This window comes from Mariniflexile litorale (genome assembly GCF_031128465.2).
Classification (GTDB): Bacteria; Bacteroidota; Bacteroidia; order Flavobacteriales; family Flavobacteriaceae; genus Mariniflexile; species Mariniflexile litorale.
Window position 1 is genome coordinate 3,870,988 of the sequence record NZ_CP155618.1, and the last position, 16,269, is coordinate 3,887,256.

The following is a 16,269-nucleotide window of genomic DNA, read 5'->3' on the forward strand; positions in this document are numbered from 1 at the left end:
CTTAACTTACTGTTATTTTTAATACGTTTGCGCCCCTTGATAACTATTTTTAAACATGGATTTATTTAACAACAATGCTTTATATAATGTGTTGCCATACGATGGCGAAGTATATTACTATGGAAGCATCCTTCATGTAGAGCAAGCACAGCACTATTTGGACCGGTTGTTACAACATATTGCATGGGATTATGATAAAGCCATTATTTACGGAAAACTGATTATTACCAAACGAAAAGTAGCTTGGTATGGCGATGCACCGTTTAATTATACTTATTCTAAAACCACCAAATCGGCACTTCCATGGACAAAGGAACTATTAGAATTGAAAGAAATAATCGAGCACAAAACAGGAGACACCTATAACGCCTGTTTGCTTAATTTATATCATAACGGTTCCGAAGGTATGGCTTGGCATAGCGATAGTGAAAAAGATTTGAAAAAAAATGCCGCCATAGCGTCGTTAAGCTTGGGTGCCGAACGCAACTTTTCTTTTAAACATAAAACCACAAAACAAACCGTTTCTTTGGTTTTAGAAAAAGGGAGTTTGTTGGTTATGAAAGGTGTCACGCAACCCCATTGGTTACACCGTTTACCACCTACTAAAAAAGTAAAAAGTGCACGTGTTAATTTAACATTTAGGACCATTCAAACCGAAGCCTCCAAATAGTGTACAAAGCCAGATGATTATTAAGGGGTATGGTATTATTAATTGTTTTTTAAGTTTATAATAGCTTCCGTTTCTATTTTAGATAATGGGTTGAGTTTACCAGCTTCATATAGTTGAGGCAAATCTATTAAAGAAGTGCCTACTTCCGCCTCGTAATTTACATAATCTTGAAACGTGATGCCATCTACAACGCTTCTGTTGTATGCACTTCTAAAACGGACACCACCTTTATTAACATGGTAATTATAAGCAAGATAATCTACAAGATGCGTTTCGGTATGAATCCAGTAGCAGTAGGCATCATCAAAATCGGCACCGCCACCTTCTTTTTTAAAAGTAACGCCTATCATGTTATACTTTTCTCCTTTAATTTGGGTGTTGCCCAAATAGGTTTTAATCACCGCATCGTCTCCTAACTTATGAGGCAAGGTCGCAAAATAAATAACCGAATTAATAGCACCCGTAGCACTGGTTATCACTTTTGGGGGCAGGGTTAAAGTATCTCCATTTACCAACCTATAAAAGCTACCGTTTTTAAGAACATCTTTAGTTAATACACCCTCTTTTTTAAATGTTTTAGAATATTCGTATTGCTTCCCCATATTTTTAAAATGATAGGTATCACCTCTAAACACAAATTCGTAATGTGCCGAATCATACAAAGCCCCACCGTGCGCATCCATGGCTTTATTTACAATTAAAGTCGCTTGGGGTGTTGTAACCGTTTCCGTTGTGGGTGCTGTTTCAGGTATGGCAATTTCTGTTTTATTCTTTTTTTGGTTACAAGCCAAAAGTGTTGCTGTACCTATTAATACTAAAATAGCAGGTTGTATTTTCATTTATACTGTGGTTTTTAATACCGTTTGGTCGTATCAATATATAAAACTTTCAGCCAATAGTGTTAAGATTTCTATCTGCTGATGCGCTATCATGCACTCTTAGGGTTTTAACGAAAAAAATCTAAATACTTAGAATAAAAAATTGCGAACCAAAGAACATGCTGTACTAAAATAAAATTATTACACCTACCTTTGGCAGCTTAAACGTTTAAGAATATAGCAGGTATATGATAGAATTACTATTTGTAATAAAACTGGTAGTAGCCATTGCTTTTGTGGTAGGGCTCTCACTTCTTGCCGAAAATGTAAGCCCCAAAGTTGCAGGTATTTTATCGGGTTATCCCACCGGGTCTGCCATCACCTTATTTTTCTTTGGGTTGGAAGTAAGTCCAGATTTTGCAGCTAAAAGTGCCGTGTACAATATGATGGGCTTATCGGCAGCCCTAACTTTTGTGTACCTATATTACCTTGCTTCTTTCTACTTTAAAAAATATAACATCCTGTTAGCATCTGTATGTGCTATTTTGGGTTATTTTATAATGGTGTGGCTGTTGCATTTTATAGAAATAAACAAATACATAGCCATAATCATACCAGTGGCATTTTCGTTTCTGTACATTTATCTTTTTAAAAATATTCAGAATATAAAAATAGCAACGAAAGTAAAACTGAGTTATAACATACTTTTTATACGGGCATTTTTTGCAGCATCCATCATCGTACTTATTACCAGCCTCCCTCAGTTTGTAGGTTCTACATGGGCAGGATTGTTGTCTGCCTTTCCAACCACACTTTTTCCATTAATACTTATCATCCATTTTACGTATTCTAAAGAACATGTGCATACCGTTATTAAAAATGTACCTGTAGGGATGTTTTCATTAATTATATATTCCTTAGTCATATCTATGGTGTACCCTGTTTATGGTATTTATTGGGGCACCATTATTTCGTTTGCAGCAGCTACATTATACTTACTGGTTTATAGACAAATAAAGGGTTTTATTGAAAAAAAGCGTGTAAAGATGTAAATGGTTTGTGTAAAATAACTAGCATGTTACACCACAAAACTACCCAAATATTGGCTGGTAGCCGTAAGTGCTAATGGGGCGTTGCTAAACGTAGCCCAAAGCTGTAGGGTTTCACCATAAAAGGCTTCTTGAAAATGAAGTGCACAACCAGCTTCTTCCCGAACGCTATACGCCATAAAAAAGTCGAAATCGTTTAAAGTAGGGGCGTAGGCAACCACTAATAAGGCATCATGGGGGTATGCCAAGCCTTGTTGGCTGTTATCATCCCAAGTAAGCTGCCATGCGGTAGTACCCGCCCCCTGTACTATAGGGTTTTTAATACCGCATAAACCCCCCATACCAATGAGTACTTTGCTATAATCAATTTCAAATTGCGTACCCGTATAGGTCACTGCCTCTTTCATATGGTATGACATGGCATTGTTAAAGGGTGTTTTACTACCCACATTCGCACCAAAGGTTTCGGTAAGCACGCCTTTTAGCGGCGTTAAAAACTGCAATACAAATTTAAACTTATCGCGTTGCAACTGTTGCGCAGCGCTAACTGTTTTGGTCGATTTACTGGGTATGGAACGCATCACATTTTTACCACGCCAGTTACTACCTATTACAGGCCCTACCTTACCAGAAAAGCCACCTAAAACACCTTGGTTATATGTTGCCATAAGTTTGATATTTAAAGTATTACTTAGAGCTAATGTAGGAAAAAAACAATATAAAACCGATAAAGTGTGGTATTTTAATGTTTAAGTGTAATATTTGATTGTAGCCTTGTTCGATATTCCTTCGAGGATGCTTCGGGAATCCTTCGTAAAATAAGGCTTTTTACGAAGCATTCTCGAAGGAATGTGGGAGGAGAGTGGGAGAAGACTTGTTTTAGGCGATCGATGAATGGTGGGGATAATCCCAAATTTAAGGCAGCTGTGCACGGAGGAAATGTGATTTTAGCAGACATAGGAAAGCACAAAAAAAGGAACTAGCTTATTAGTACTTCAGCAAGAATTCAATCACTATAATTCATATAAATTCATATCTATTTATGCTTGCTTTTTTTCGTTCTATTCCACCAAATGTAAAATCCTGTTACAGGCATACTCGCACCAAACAAACCAATTATAAAGGCTAAGATTTGAGTTGGCAGACCACCAACACTTCCCATATGAATGTCTAAACTGGCATCTAAAATATCTTGATTCTTTTCAAATTTTGCTGTAAGCGGGTTTCTAAGTTGTTTTCCAGTATACCTATCTAAAATTTGATTGTCACCATAAAGATGTAAAAAACGATCATCTGTATCTACAAGTATCGCTTGTGATGTTATTGTATCCGAGGGTAAAGCCATTAAGGTTAATTTGTAGCCTTTAGGATAGGTTTCCTCAAATTGGTTGTACATATATTGCAAACTTTTAAAATCTTCCTTTTCATGGAAATCTGGCGAGGGTGGAGTTTGGCCAACCAATTCAGGATAGCCTCCAAAAGCAGATAAGGTTGGTTTTTTAATCCAATCAAAAGACATGATTAATCCGGTTATGACACTAATTAATAGAATCCAACAGGCATAAAATCCATAAATTCTATGAAAATCATAATTCATTCTTTTTTTTGATGCTGGATATTTCGGTTTAAAAGAGGTTTTTGCTTGATTTTTATTTCTGGGCCACCAAAGAATAAGTCCAAATATAATTTCAATTAAAAAGATAAGAGATGCCACACGAATAATCCATAAACCAACTTTTCCTAAAAGTAATTGCGAATGAAAATGAGCTAAAAAGAAAAATACATTTATAGAACGCATGTCCTCTCCAATAATTTGTCCTGTATATGGATTTATAAAGGTTATTTTTAAAATAGGTGAGGAGGCCCCTTCTTCTAACACACCACTAATTACATCAAAAGATCTTGTAGAATCATTGTATGTATTCATCCAAAAATAATGCTCGTCTGGATGCTTTTCTTTAAAAGAGGCAACCAAAACATCTGCACTAATTCTTTCTTCTTCTACTGGTACGTTTAGATATTCTGCATTATAAGCGTGCATAATTTCTTCAGCAAAAACAAAAAAAGCTCCAGATAAACACAATAAACATACAATGAGACCTGATGAAAGACCTAACCATAAATGTAACTTTTTAACTAATTTTTTACGAATCATCTTTTAGAACTTCTATTTAATTAAAAGAGAAAATACCAAGACGATGTGTACAACCCTCTTGGTATTTTATAAGAATACATTAAAATTTACAACTTAATAAGTTGCGAAGGGCTACCTCCTAACAAAGTAATTTCTTTTGTAGATGTTTTAGAATTCGTATCATAAGAGTATAAATATACTTTCCCAGCAGCATCATTTTCAACTACAAAATAAGGCTTGTCGTTAAATACGGATGGACCATAAACACTCTTCCAATAACCAGCAGGAATATCGCTAATTTTAGTAGGCTGCTTCGTTGTTAAATCGACTTCGTATGCATAATAGTCTAAATTAGCTACCCCACCAAAAGCATTTGTAATTGTGTTTTCAAACATCTTTATATACATTTTGTTCCCTACAATAGCACCTCCTAAAGCAAAATTTTCTCCATTATTAAAATCTCGTACCGCGTTTATATCCCAAGTAGTATCAAAATCTGTTTCTCCACTTTTAATACGTAGTGTTCTAAAGTTTAATCGTTCTGCATCGGCATGATTTCCATAAAAACCACCTAAGTATAAGTTATTGTTATCATCAAAATTGATATAGTTTGTATTTTTCAAACCATAACCTAGTAATATAAAATCATTCCAAACAATAATTTTATCTAAGGTATCTGTTGCTACATCAATTATGGCCACATATGTTTTATCAACTACTTGATTCTTATCTGCATCAGAAAAATAAACTTCCGTAAAAACCTTACCATCTCTTTCTATTACAAACCCTCCAAGACTTGTAGAAACAACTCCTGTTAATCCTGCTTTAATAGCGTTTATTTGAGAAGAACAATCTACTTGTCCAATACGTTGCATTGTTTCTGGGTTAAAAATTTGCAATGCTGTTTGACTTAAATCATCATTAGAATAATAACCTTTCGTTGGCGTAGCTAAACCAAACATGTTTCCTCCTGCATATTGAGAGTTGGTTGGGATAAATCCATCATCAAAAAAAGTGTTGTCATCTGCTAACGAAAATTTTTGAATTCCTGGGTTTCCAGCTGTATTTGATGTGTTGTATACAGCACCGTTGTAACTAATACCTGGCGTATTCGCTTTTGCTAATTGAATTCCATTTGTAATTTTAGATACATCAATATCACCGGTAGGCATCTCTTTGAACGGTACCAATAGACCACTATTAGATGCTGCATCTGTTACAATAAACATAGCAAATGTTATGTTTTTTTCTGTCTCATGGATGTCATCATTACTCTCACAAGATGTTAAAGTGGTTGCGCCAAGGACTAATGCAAAAAATAAGTACTTTAATTTATTCATAATTTTAAATTTATAGTTTATATGTAATTTTTAATCTAAATGCTCTTAATGGTTTTTGAATCCGAAATTCATCGTATAATTTAGAATTGCTAATATTTGTGATTTCTGTATTTATGCTAATGGGCAATTTTTCTAGCTTTACAGTAATTCCAAAACTTACTTCGTGTTGTTCGGGTATAATCAAGTCGGTAAAATCAATATCTCTTTCAAATAATGCAGGTTCCAATGTTTTTGCAGTAGGCCATAATAAATACTGTTCCGTAAAATTATAGTTGGCATATACATCGAGTGCTATGGGCCATTCAAAAGGATTTTTATAGCGCTTTAAAACATGGATATTTGTAAAAAAATAAGGCGTATTGGGGGTTCTTGAATTTTCAAGAGCCGAACCATTTGTGTCCACTCTACGCATGTCTTGGTAGGTAACAGACGTGGTTGCAGTAAAATTATTTTTAAAATTCGCTTTTAAAGAAGTTTCTATCCCTTTTGTTATTTGTGTATCTGTGTTTTCATTTTGAGTAAAAACAAATCCGATTGGCAATTTTCTTATAAAATTTTCTGTATTTCTATAAAAGGTATTCACGTCTATGAACAGTGTTTTTACCGCATTTAAATTTGTATAGAAACCAACATTTACGTTTTTACTTTTTTCAGGATTTAAGTCGGGGCTACTCAAGTTAAAAAGGTTGTCGCCAAAATACTCTTCCGCTTCTGGTATTCTTGTGGTATTTTCGAAAGAAACCCGCGCAAAAACGGTATTATTAAATTTATATTTTACCGAGTTTCCCCAACCAAATGAGCTCTTGCTCTTTTTTATAGTTTCTACAGTTTCAATAATATTGGTAGACTCTGTATTTAAATAAAAGTGTTTAAGTGTAAACTCATTTGTTACTTTTCCGTGAAATAGTTTAGACCCAATTCCAAAACCCGAAATCGTCTTTTTATAGCTAGATGGTATCGTTATAGGTTGTATTCCTGTACTAACATCCTCTTCTTGATACGGATCGGTGCCAACTTGATTTTTACTATTAAAAGTCGTGCTTACTTTTATATTTAAATTTTCATTAATCTCATAACGTCCATATAATCGCGTTACAAAATTATCTTGGTCTATATTACTATCACTTTTTTCATGATCCGTTTCTCCTTTAGAAAAATTTTCAGCATTAATGACTTCCCCAAACCAGTTGTATTTATTATTAGAAACATCTTTCCTTTTGTTATTTTTTTTGCTGAAAGCTACAAAGGCATTTAATAAAAAAGCATCCGAAATACTTTTTTCATAGGTGACACTTGCAATTTTGTTTGTTTCATTAAACCTAGATTCTCCAATAGGGATTGTAATACTTGTTCCTGTTTGAATTTCTTTATCAAAGTTGAAATAAGATATTTCCACATCTAATACGTCTGCAAACTTAGTAGTGTGTACCCCAAAATTTCCCTGAACGAAATAGGTTTCTATACCATCATGAAACCTTTTTGCTGTATGATGTGTATAATTTTGGGTTTCAGGATTTAAAATAGGCGCATCAAACTTGTAATTATTATCCGAAAAAATATAATAGCTTTTTAAACCAATATGAAATTTTGTTTTCGGGATTAAATAGTTAGCATTAAAATTAGCCGTATGTGTATTAAAAGACCCCAAACCGTAGGAAGCTATTAAGAAATCATGATCTGGCTTTTTTGTTACAATGTTAATAGCACCACCCAAGGCATCTGCCCCTAATTCAATCGGTAAGACCCCTTTGTATATTTCAATATCCGAAATTAAATTGGTTGGAATTACCCCTATTTGAAAAGCTCTTCCTAAATAATCGGAAGGTATGCCATTTTTAAAAAAACGAATGGCACTTCCCTGTAAGCCATTAATATTAACAACGGTAGGACTTCCAATTCCCGCACTTTGTCTCACTTTAACTCCAGAGGTTTGATTGATTATGGTTGTTAAAGGCGTCGCGCGTTCTGATATTTTAGCTACGTTTATTATGTTGACCTTAATAGGCTCTTCTTGCTTTTGTTGTTGTTTTGATTTCGCTTTTAAAATGACTTCATCCAGCGCTTGTTTCTCTTCATACATGGTTATTGCTACAAGAACAGCATTACCTTTTTGAACTGTAATAGGTGTCACTTGTTTTTGATACCCTAAACTTGTAATTTCTAAATTATAATTACCATAGGGGACTTCTTTTATTTCAAAATCACCATTTTCATTACTAACTGTACCTAGTTTGATTTCTTTTAAAAAAATATTCACTCTTACTAAAGGGGTACCTTTTTCGTCTGTTATTTTCCCAGAAACAGAAGATTGACTAAAACTTTTGACACTCAAAAAAATAAATAGCGTTATAAAATAAAATTTTTTATACATTTACATTTATTTAGACTGATTCTAAAGAGGCGCAAATGTATTATATACTAAAATTCATTGGTTAACGCAATTAGGATTTAAAAAGACGTATTTGTACACCATAATAACAAAACAATAGTATACCAAATGATTTCTACTTTTAAAATCAAAAATTATCATAAGGAAGCAGTGGTAAAAGAATATCCAGAAGGTTTAAAAAATGACATGATTGATGAAATAAAAACATCTTTAGATTCTCATTTTTCAAAATCAAAGAATATACAAATCTTATTAGATGGCGCCATACTTAATATGAGATATGATGATTTAGCAACTCCGATCTTGTTAGATGTAAATCATGATTTTCCTTATATAAAAGTTCATTTTGAAATAGAAGGCGACCTTATATATACTCCATATGATAAGAATGGTATGTTTATTCATATTGAGAATGGTAATTATAATTTTTTTTACTTACCAGAACCTAAAGGAACTATTACTCTTAGTTCAAAAAAGAGAAAAGAGTTTAGTATCCTAGTTACTGAAGATTATTTAAGAAAAAATTTTAAAAATTATTTTGAAAATATAACTTCACCTATTCAAAATTCATTAAAAAATAAAACGCCGTATAAATTATTTTCAGAGAGTAAACCTATTTCAATAGACTTGTTACTTATAATTAGTGATATTATTAATTGTTCTTATCAACGAGAAATTAAACAAGTATATATAGAATCTAAAGTAAAAGAGATGTTTAGTTTTTTATTTTCAGAAATGAAAACTAAAAAGATTGAAAAAAAAGAGATGAGATTGAGTGAAATAGAATACAATCAAATTATAAAATCAGAAAAAACACTACAAAAAAGCATTCATAAACCAATAACGATAAAAAATTTATCAAAATTAGTTGGTGTGAATGAACATAAATTAAAGAGAAATTTTAAGTTAGTTTACAAAAAACCTGTTTTTACGTATTTAACAGACTTAAGAATGGAAGAAGCTAAAAAAATGCTGATAAAAAATAATATTGATATATCTGATATCGCCGAAGCAGTGGGTTATAAAAATCCGCAGCATTTTACAGTTGCTTTCAAAAAAAAATATAATTATTTACCAAGTAAGTTAAAGAAAAAAGCTTTAGATATTTAATTCTAGGAATGTTTTTTAAACGCGGTGAAGCAAACCGCTTATTAGTTTAATGAGCCTAGTTCTAATTATTCTAATGAAATACAATGTTTCTGGGATATTTACATAATACTACATTATAGCTATCATTTTTTTTATAAATGGATCTTAATCTTAAACTTCATAATTTCACCAACACGCCATCTGTGTTATAAATAGCTTCATCCACTGGATAAACCTATTATAAAATGTACTATAATGTACCGCGTTATGAACTTGAGCTTTGGTTAAAAGCAGGGCAGAGCGTAAAGAAAAGGTCTAGCAGACCTTTTTAGCGAATGAGCCAGCTGGCGCTTTGGCTTACTACAGTTTCTTGAAAAAATTTATTCTAAAAGTTTCTTCTACAATTTTAATGAAACACTTTTTATGCTAGCCAGTATCGAGCGTAGTTGAGACGGCGTAGGAGGGAAGCGTAATGTGTGTGGAATGGAAAGGAAAATATTATTTTCTAAAAAAAATAGGTTTTTTCCTATTAAATATTCAAATTATTTTTTTATATTTAATTCATAGCATGATTCCTCCCTTTTTAATGTTGATAGTTTTAAAAGACTTATAGAAGTCTAGAGGTTAACTATTGTCTAATTTTAAAACAATTCTATGTCAACTAACCAGTACCATTTTCAATTCCTTGTAACAAACGTACAAGCATTGTATAAAGAAGAACATCCTGATTTTACTAAAACAGATTTTAGACATCATTTTAAATCTGAAATGGCTGATGCTAGAGAACATTTGAAACCTTTAAGAGATGCTTTGGCTGAATTAACACCGGGCTATAATAGCAACGTTTTTATAGATCTTATTAAAAAGATTAACGGGTTTGACAACACGTTAATTAGCTATCTATATAAAATAAAACCTTCAAAACTTGGTTTTGTCCCTCCATTTATAATTCGCTTAAACAAAGTGCTTGAAAACAATTATTCTCTAGAAGAATTCGATGTTACAAAATTAAGTAAACATCTCAATCTTTGTTTGATGCAGACCAATCGAAAGATTAAAAAACACTTAGGAGTATCGGCCGGAAACTGCTTACGCTATTACAGACTTTTTAAAGCACTAGAGTTACTTATTGTTTCAGATAGTTCGGTAAAAGAAATTACTTTTTTTGTTGGTTTTAGAAACCCAAGCAACTTCACACAAACGTTTAAACGTGTTTTTGGAGAAACACCAACTGAGATTAGAAGGTGCCTTTTTGATAAATGTTGATTATCAAATAGAAAATGTTGATTATGAAATGTTTAATAGCAGTAGATAGATTTAATTTTACTAATAACTTAATTATTAACCTTTAAACCAATTATTATGTCATCAGTAAATTTAAAGCAAACAAAGTCAGCTTTTGAAAGACTTGAAAAAAACCCTGAACTTTTAAAAGGAGTTGAAAAATCATTAGATCAACTTTTCGAGGAATTAGGAGGACGCAATTTAAACAATGCAGAGCGCAAGTACATTTTAGGTAGCTTGGTTGAAAGATCACACCTAATTGGTACTACGGAAAAGGGACAAGCTGCATCAATTGTTGCTGTTCAATAACCTTGTTTAGAGTTAGTTTTTTAACAGGTTTAATGGGTGCTTTTCAATTCATTTTGTTAAGCACCACTATTAACGGCAATATTAATTATGGCAAGGTTTGTTGAAATATCAGAAAACAAAGTAATTGTTGGTTCCAGTGAAGAGGAAATAGAGGATACAATGATTTTTTGGAAAAGCAAATTAGTAGACGAATCTTATGTTCCTCGTTTTCGGGATTGGTTATTAAAGGAATTTCCAAGGCATCAACTAAGTTTAAAAGCCTTCAAGATTGCTAAGTATCCTGTAACCAATGGCGAGTTTAAAGAATTTATTGCTGAGATGAACATTCGGCCTCCAGAATCCATTTCATTAAAACTTCCTGAAGATCACCCAGCTTGGGGAATGAACTATAATGAAGTTGAAACTTTTATTGATTGGAAAAGTTTAAAAGATGGTCGATCTTATCGATTACCTACTGAGTTTGAATGGGAGTACGCTGCAGCAGGAACAGAGAAATTAATGTATCCTTTCGGAAGTGATTTTGACTCCTCAAAGTGTAATACAGTAGAAGCCAATATTGGTACCACAACTTCAGTATACAAATATGATAATTATCCATCTAATTTTGGTGTGTGTGATTTAGCAGGAAATGTTGAAGAATGGACATCAAGTTTATATAAACCCTATCCAGGGGGGCATTTTATTAATGACGATATCATAGAGAATTACGGCCTTAATTATCCAGTTCTTAGAGGAGGTTCCTTTGCCTTAGGAGGAGACTTGGCACGCTGTACAAGAAGGCATGGTCCGCATCCAGGTCCAGCATTTCGTTATCGTGGGTTTCGACTAGCAATTAGCAATTAGATTGAATAACATAAATATGGCATCAAAAAAAATTAAATCATTTAGTATTTCAGCTGATGAGAGTTTAATGTTCGTTGGCAACTTATCTGGTGAACTATTAATACTAAGAACCGAAGATTTAAGTATCGTAAATAGAATACAAGTCCAACCGGGGGGTATTATAGCTGTTTCTTCTCATAAAACACGTCCATATATAGCAACATTGGGAATGGATCGGTCTGTTATACTTTTCGAAATTGAAGACTGTGGTAATTTAATTAAGGTTGATGGTATTATTACCCGTGATATTCCTTGCGAAAATGATGATGAGCCGCATAAGTTTATATTATCCGTTAGTCAGGCACTTAATTTTCATTATTCAGAAAAAAAAATAGTTACACGAAATGGCAATGGAGGTGTACTAGAACTTTCTTTTGAAAAAGGATATATGGAACCTATAAAGTGTACACGACTTCACGGTATGTATGATGTTGTAACCGTATCATATGTTGGAAATACAAATAAAATATTAAGTGGATCGAACCATGGAGAGGTTATATTATCTCTAGAAGGAACACCCATTACCCATTGGCAATTTGGGTATGAAACAATTCATTGGTTTGAACATATAAAAGAAGATGAATATTTAATTGCTAGCGATATGCGAGCTGTTATACGCTTTAGTATAGAGAATAAATTTGAACCTGTAATTTGTGATAATATCTCTCGAGACGATTTAGAACATGTTACATATAATTCGGTTAGTAATAGAGTTTTTGCGTCTAGTTTCGATAGGAATATTTACGAAATAAATAAAGAAACTTGCGAACCAATAGGTGTAGCTTTTAAAACACCTTTTAAAAATAGATGGTTAAAAACATTAGAGAAAGATTCAAATAAGTTAATTGTGCAATGTCGCAACGGCGCTTTGTATCTAATATCACTTAACAGCAACACTATACTTGCGGAACTTAGAGAGACTCCTTATGCAATGTGGACTGCCGTTTATACCAATATAGGTATTGTAATGTCTGGTGAAGGAAACTCAATAATTACAATGAAGCCAAATGGTGAAGACCTATACACACGTGCACCCAAATTTAAAACCAAAGCATTTCCTATTTCTATAGATTCAGAATGCTATACCAAACGCATGTGTTATAACGAAAAAGATAATCAAATATATCTAGGACGTACAGATGGTAATGTTATTGCTATAAACGAAGAATACGAAGAAACTAAAAAATACAATGTTGGAAGTGCAGTTCGAGATTTAGCATTAATGGATTACACCACAGAAATTTTTGTTGCTACCGAATTTGGATACGTCTATAAAGTAAATATGGAAAATGGTGAAAAAGAGGCCATATATGTTTCTGCCAAGAATGAGCCAATTTGGGCTATATCCTACAATAATGACAATAATATGTTGGCGATTGCTGAGCGTGAAGGGTCATTAGTTTTTCTAGATACAGAGACTAATAAAATAGTAATGGAAGATTACGATTGTCATAGACCTAAACGATTAAAGTGGTTCGATAGCGAAAACCTTTACTATAGTAATGGTGCTAATTTATTTAGAGTAAACTGTGAAACATGGCAGAAGGATCACATTCTTAAAAATGTAGGTAATACAATAGAAGATTTTATATGGGGGCCAAACAAACGTTATATGGTTTTAGTTAATTACCAACGAAATTTATTTCTTATGGATGTAGCTACTGGCACGGTTTTGAACTGTATTTCAGATGATATTGATTATTCAAAAGGTGCACTTTGGATTAAATCAAGAGAGAACTCTTATCAGTATAATTTTATTAGTTATGGAAGAAGTGGAGTAGCACTTCTTTATGGTATTCATGATGAAAAAATTATTTCACTAGGACCCATATCTAAACCAATTAGCCCAGATAAAAATGGAATACTGGTTAAAAGCACCTTAGAAATAGCTTCTAATTAAATGCAATAATAAACGAATGACAAAAATAAAATACAACTATTCAAATTTAGCTAATTTACCAACAGCATATGGTTCTTTTAAAATTCAATCCTTTAAGGATGAAAAAGGAAATGAACATGCCATTCTTATAAAAGGAGATGTAGAAAATAGAGCGGATGTTCCTGTTAGAATCCACTCAGAATGTCTTACAGGAGATGCTTTCTCATCTTTAAAATGTGATTGCAACTACCAATTAAACTATGCCTTAGAGTATATATCTATGTTTGGATTTGGAATAATCATATACTTGAGGCAAGAGGGTAGAGGTATTGGTTTTTTTAATAAAATTAATGCCTATAACCTTCAAGACAATGGGAGAAATACCATTGAAGCAAATCACGATTTGGGGCTCAATAATGATGAAAGGGAATACTCGGCAGCTGTAGAAGTTCTTAATAAACTTAATATACAGTCTGTAAAACTAATGACTAATAACCCTTTAAAAATAGAATATTTAAAAAAATATGGGATAAATGTTATTGATCGAGTATCTGTTATTTCTAAAAAAAACACATTCAACGACCAGTATCTCGAAGTAAAGAAGCATCAGCTTTCTCATATGCTATAACCATTAAAAATTAGTACCATGATACAACATCAATCGCCAATTAGCGGAATAGATTCATTCCAAGATAAATATATTGCAACTGCTGGTTATGATAATCGCGTTATTCTTTGGGATCAAAAAACAAAGATGTCACTTGCAAGAGGATATCATGATCACTTAGCCAATTCATGTAAATTTAGTAACTGTGGAACCTTATTAGTTAGTGCTGGTAGTGACCATTTAGCAAGGCTTTGGGAAGTGCCATCCATGAAATTATTAGCTGTTTTTTATGACCATAAAGATGATGTAGAAAAAATAGTTGTTTCTTCAGATGGTAAACATGTAGCAACTGCTTCAAGAGATAATATAGTCCGCCTTTTTGCTTCAGACGGACGCTTAATACGCAGGTATATTGGACATGAAATGGATGTTATTTCTGTTGCATTTAGCGAGAATGGAAAAGAATTGATCTCTTGTGGAGATGATGGAACAATTCGCATATGGGATATTGATACGGGAATAGAAAAAAACAAATTAGAGTTTGGAGATATTGAAACCGACACCATTTGCATTAAAAATGGAGTGATTTATGCAGGAAATGACGAAGGAACTATTTCGGTAATTATAAATCAAGAAGTCGCATTTAATATTTCGGTTCATAAGGCTGGAATAAAGAACATAACTTATGATGAGCAGTCAGACATGGTTTTAAGTTGTAGCTATGATTATAACGTTATGTTATGGCGCCCTGATGAGAAAGAAGGATTGGTACTAATCGAAAAAATAGAATGTCCGCTAGAGGTTTGGCTTCGCGCTTCTGTAATTGTAAATGCCAACACATTGGCTTTTGGAACCTTTGGGAATACATATTGTAACTATTACAGAGATACAAAAACTTGGGACTTATCTACCGTTAATCCTACCTTTGGAGTAAATGCTGTTAGTGTTTTTAATAACCAAATAGTAACTATAGGTGATGAAGGTGCTATTTATTTGGATGGGAAGAAGCAGGTTGAATTAGGTAGTTTATGTAACTTTTTACTTTTGTTTGATACATTCGTATTAACAGGTGGGCAAGCAGGCATTATTTTTAATGCCTTGACAGGCGAAGTGATATATAAGCATCATTCTCCTCTTAATTGCGGAACTTCTTTTAAAAAGGAAGGTAGGAAAATGGCAGTTATAGGAACTTATACCGGTGAGGGTGTTGTTTTAGAAATACGTAATGGAGCAGTTCTTTTTGTGGAAGAGATTGAGCTTCATAACAATGCTATTAAGGGCTTAGCAAGTAATGATAAAATCCTTTTTAGTGTTTGTGCTACGAGTGCATGTGCCTTTTTTGACTTAGCCGATTTTAGAGTTATTTCAAGAAATTTAAATGCGCATGATAAGATTGCAAATGGTGCTAGTGTTTCTAGAAACGGAACCTTTGTGAGCGTTAGCCGAGATTTAAAATTACGTATTTGGAATACAGAAACATTCACTTCAGAAGTTATTGAGACACCTCATAATCATTCTTTAAAATGTGTTGCGGTTGGAGGCAAATATGATAACCTAGTAGGAATAGGTTCTTACCACGGTAACACAAGTATATATAACTTAAAAACTAAAAAATGGGTTTGGCTTAAACGTTTTTCGACTTCAGGGATTTCAAGCGTCTATTACGATAGGGGTAAAGAAATGTTTTTATTTTCATCTTATGATGGAAAAGTATATCAACTAGCTACTAAGGAATTTGAATCTCCTGTAATGACCTTAGATAGCTTAGAAAATGTTGCGGTTTAGATTTTTTCATTTTAAACTATTGAAAAAACAAATT

At 32.9% G+C, this 16,269-nt stretch carries 14 protein-coding genes; 9 read left to right on the top strand and 5 right to left on the bottom strand.

What is annotated here, in order from left to right:
• Positions 1 to 55: 55 nt before the first annotated feature.
• Positions 56 to 670: an alpha-ketoglutarate-dependent dioxygenase AlkB gene (locus tag QLS71_RS16300; RefSeq protein ID WP_308992732.1), complete on the top strand. Its 615-nt coding sequence runs from the start codon at positions 56 to 58 to the stop codon at positions 668 to 670.
• Positions 671 to 708: 38 nt separating this feature from the next.
• On the opposite strand, the gene QLS71_RS16305 is transcribed toward QLS71_RS16300, so the two are convergent.
• The gene (locus QLS71_RS16305) at positions 709 to 1,509 is read right to left on the bottom strand and encodes a DUF6503 family protein (protein WP_308992731.1); all 801 of its coding nucleotides are present in this window, start codon (positions 1,507 to 1,509) and stop codon (positions 709 to 711) included.
• 227 nt (positions 1,510 to 1,736) lie between these two features.
• Here QLS71_RS16305 and QLS71_RS16310 point away from each other — a divergent pair, with 227 nt between their 5' ends.
• Positions 1,737 to 2,540 (top strand): hypothetical protein, encoded by an 804-nt coding sequence (locus QLS71_RS16310; protein WP_308992730.1) that lies wholly within the window; start codon positions 1,737 to 1,739, stop codon positions 2,538 to 2,540.
• 26 nt (positions 2,541 to 2,566) lie between these two features.
• On the opposite strand, the gene QLS71_RS16315 is transcribed toward QLS71_RS16310, so the two are convergent.
• The 4 genes from QLS71_RS16315 to QLS71_RS16330 all read right to left on the bottom strand — a co-directional run bounded on the left by QLS71_RS16315 (position 2,567) and on the right by QLS71_RS16330 (position 8,382).
• A complete protein-coding gene (locus tag QLS71_RS16315) occupies positions 2,567 to 3,205 on the bottom strand; it encodes a DUF6266 family protein (RefSeq protein ID WP_308992729.1) in 639 nt (212 codons plus the stop codon).
• Between the two features lie 368 nt (positions 3,206 to 3,573).
• Complete coding sequence (locus tag QLS71_RS16320) at positions 3,574 to 4,692, bottom strand: PepSY-associated TM helix domain-containing protein (RefSeq protein WP_308992728.1); 1,119 nt, start codon at positions 4,690 to 4,692, stop codon at positions 3,574 to 3,576.
• 86 nt (positions 4,693 to 4,778) lie between these two features.
• Positions 4,779 to 6,011: a hypothetical protein gene (locus QLS71_RS16325; protein ID WP_308992727.1), complete on the bottom strand. Its 1,233-nt coding sequence runs from the start codon at positions 6,009 to 6,011 to the stop codon at positions 4,779 to 4,781.
• 10 nt (positions 6,012 to 6,021) lie between these two features.
• Positions 6,022 to 8,382, bottom strand: a complete 2,361-nt coding sequence (locus tag QLS71_RS16330; RefSeq protein ID WP_308992726.1) for a TonB-dependent receptor — start codon at positions 8,380 to 8,382, stop codon at positions 6,022 to 6,024.
• Positions 8,383 to 8,508: 126 nt separating this feature from the next.
• Between QLS71_RS16330 and QLS71_RS16335 the strand changes: the two genes are divergently transcribed.
• The 7 genes from QLS71_RS16335 (at position 8,509) to QLS71_RS16365 (ending at position 16,235) form a co-directional block, all read left to right on the top strand.
• Positions 8,509 to 9,510, top strand: a complete 1,002-nt coding sequence (locus QLS71_RS16335; RefSeq protein WP_348636572.1) for a helix-turn-helix transcriptional regulator — start codon at positions 8,509 to 8,511, stop codon at positions 9,508 to 9,510.
• 633 nt (positions 9,511 to 10,143) lie between these two features.
• Positions 10,144 to 10,755, top strand: coding sequence for a helix-turn-helix transcriptional regulator (locus tag QLS71_RS16340; protein ID WP_308992724.1), 612 nt, complete (start codon positions 10,144 to 10,146; stop codon positions 10,753 to 10,755).
• A 96-nt stretch (positions 10,756 to 10,851) separates the two neighbouring features.
• A complete protein-coding gene (locus QLS71_RS16345) occupies positions 10,852 to 11,082 on the top strand; it encodes a hypothetical protein (RefSeq protein WP_308992723.1) in 231 nt (76 codons plus the stop codon).
• Between the two features lie 87 nt (positions 11,083 to 11,169).
• A complete protein-coding gene (locus tag QLS71_RS16350; RefSeq protein ID WP_308992722.1) occupies positions 11,170 to 11,925 on the top strand; it encodes an SUMF1/EgtB/PvdO family nonheme iron enzyme in 756 nt (251 codons plus the stop codon).
• A gap of 16 nt (positions 11,926 to 11,941) precedes the next feature.
• Positions 11,942 to 13,864, top strand: coding sequence for a hypothetical protein (locus QLS71_RS16355; protein WP_308992721.1), 1,923 nt, complete (start codon positions 11,942 to 11,944; stop codon positions 13,862 to 13,864).
• Between the two features lie 16 nt (positions 13,865 to 13,880).
• Positions 13,881 to 14,471: a GTP cyclohydrolase II gene (ribA, locus tag QLS71_RS16360; RefSeq protein ID WP_308992720.1), complete on the top strand. Its 591-nt coding sequence runs from the start codon at positions 13,881 to 13,883 to the stop codon at positions 14,469 to 14,471.
• Between the two features lie 18 nt (positions 14,472 to 14,489).
• A complete protein-coding gene (locus QLS71_RS16365; RefSeq protein WP_308992719.1) occupies positions 14,490 to 16,235 on the top strand; it encodes a WD40 repeat domain-containing protein in 1,746 nt (581 codons plus the stop codon).
• Positions 16,236 to 16,269 lie beyond the last annotated feature (34 nt).

What these genes read in the sequence shown, in the direction of transcription:
- QLS71_RS16355 (WP_308992721.1), top strand. Translation starts at nt 11,942, where the DNA reads ATGGCATCAAAAAAAATTAAATCATTTAGTATTTCAGCTGATGAGAGT.
- QLS71_RS16310 (WP_308992730.1), top strand. Translation starts at nt 1,737, where the DNA reads ATGATAGAATTACTATTTGTAATAAAACTGGTAGTAGCCATTGCTTTT.
- QLS71_RS16300 (WP_308992732.1), top strand. Translation starts at nt 56, where the DNA reads ATGGATTTATTTAACAACAATGCTTTATATAATGTGTTGCCATACGAT.
- QLS71_RS16365 (WP_308992719.1), top strand. Translation starts at nt 14,490, where the DNA reads ATGATACAACATCAATCGCCAATTAGCGGAATAGATTCATTCCAAGAT.
- QLS71_RS16320 (WP_308992728.1), bottom strand. Translation starts at nt 4,692, where the DNA reads ATGATTCGTAAAAAATTAGTTAAAAAGTTACATTTATGGTTAGGTCTT.
- QLS71_RS16325 (WP_308992727.1), bottom strand. Translation starts at nt 6,011, where the DNA reads ATGAATAAATTAAAGTACTTATTTTTTGCATTAGTCCTTGGCGCAACC.
- QLS71_RS16315 (WP_308992729.1), bottom strand. Translation starts at nt 3,205, where the DNA reads ATGGCAACATATAACCAAGGTGTTTTAGGTGGCTTTTCTGGTAAGGTA.
- QLS71_RS16345 (WP_308992723.1), top strand. Translation starts at nt 10,852, where the DNA reads ATGTCATCAGTAAATTTAAAGCAAACAAAGTCAGCTTTTGAAAGACTT.
- ribA (WP_308992720.1), top strand. Translation starts at nt 13,881, where the DNA reads ATGACAAAAATAAAATACAACTATTCAAATTTAGCTAATTTACCAACA.
- QLS71_RS16305 (WP_308992731.1), bottom strand. Translation starts at nt 1,509, where the DNA reads ATGAAAATACAACCTGCTATTTTAGTATTAATAGGTACAGCAACACTT.
- QLS71_RS16330 (WP_308992726.1), bottom strand. Translation starts at nt 8,382, where the DNA reads ATGTATAAAAAATTTTATTTTATAACGCTATTTATTTTTTTGAGTGTC.
- QLS71_RS16335 (WP_348636572.1), top strand. Translation starts at nt 8,509, where the DNA reads ATGATTTCTACTTTTAAAATCAAAAATTATCATAAGGAAGCAGTGGTA.
- QLS71_RS16350 (WP_308992722.1), top strand. Translation starts at nt 11,170, where the DNA reads ATGGCAAGGTTTGTTGAAATATCAGAAAACAAAGTAATTGTTGGTTCC.
- QLS71_RS16340 (WP_308992724.1), top strand. Translation starts at nt 10,144, where the DNA reads ATGTCAACTAACCAGTACCATTTTCAATTCCTTGTAACAAACGTACAA.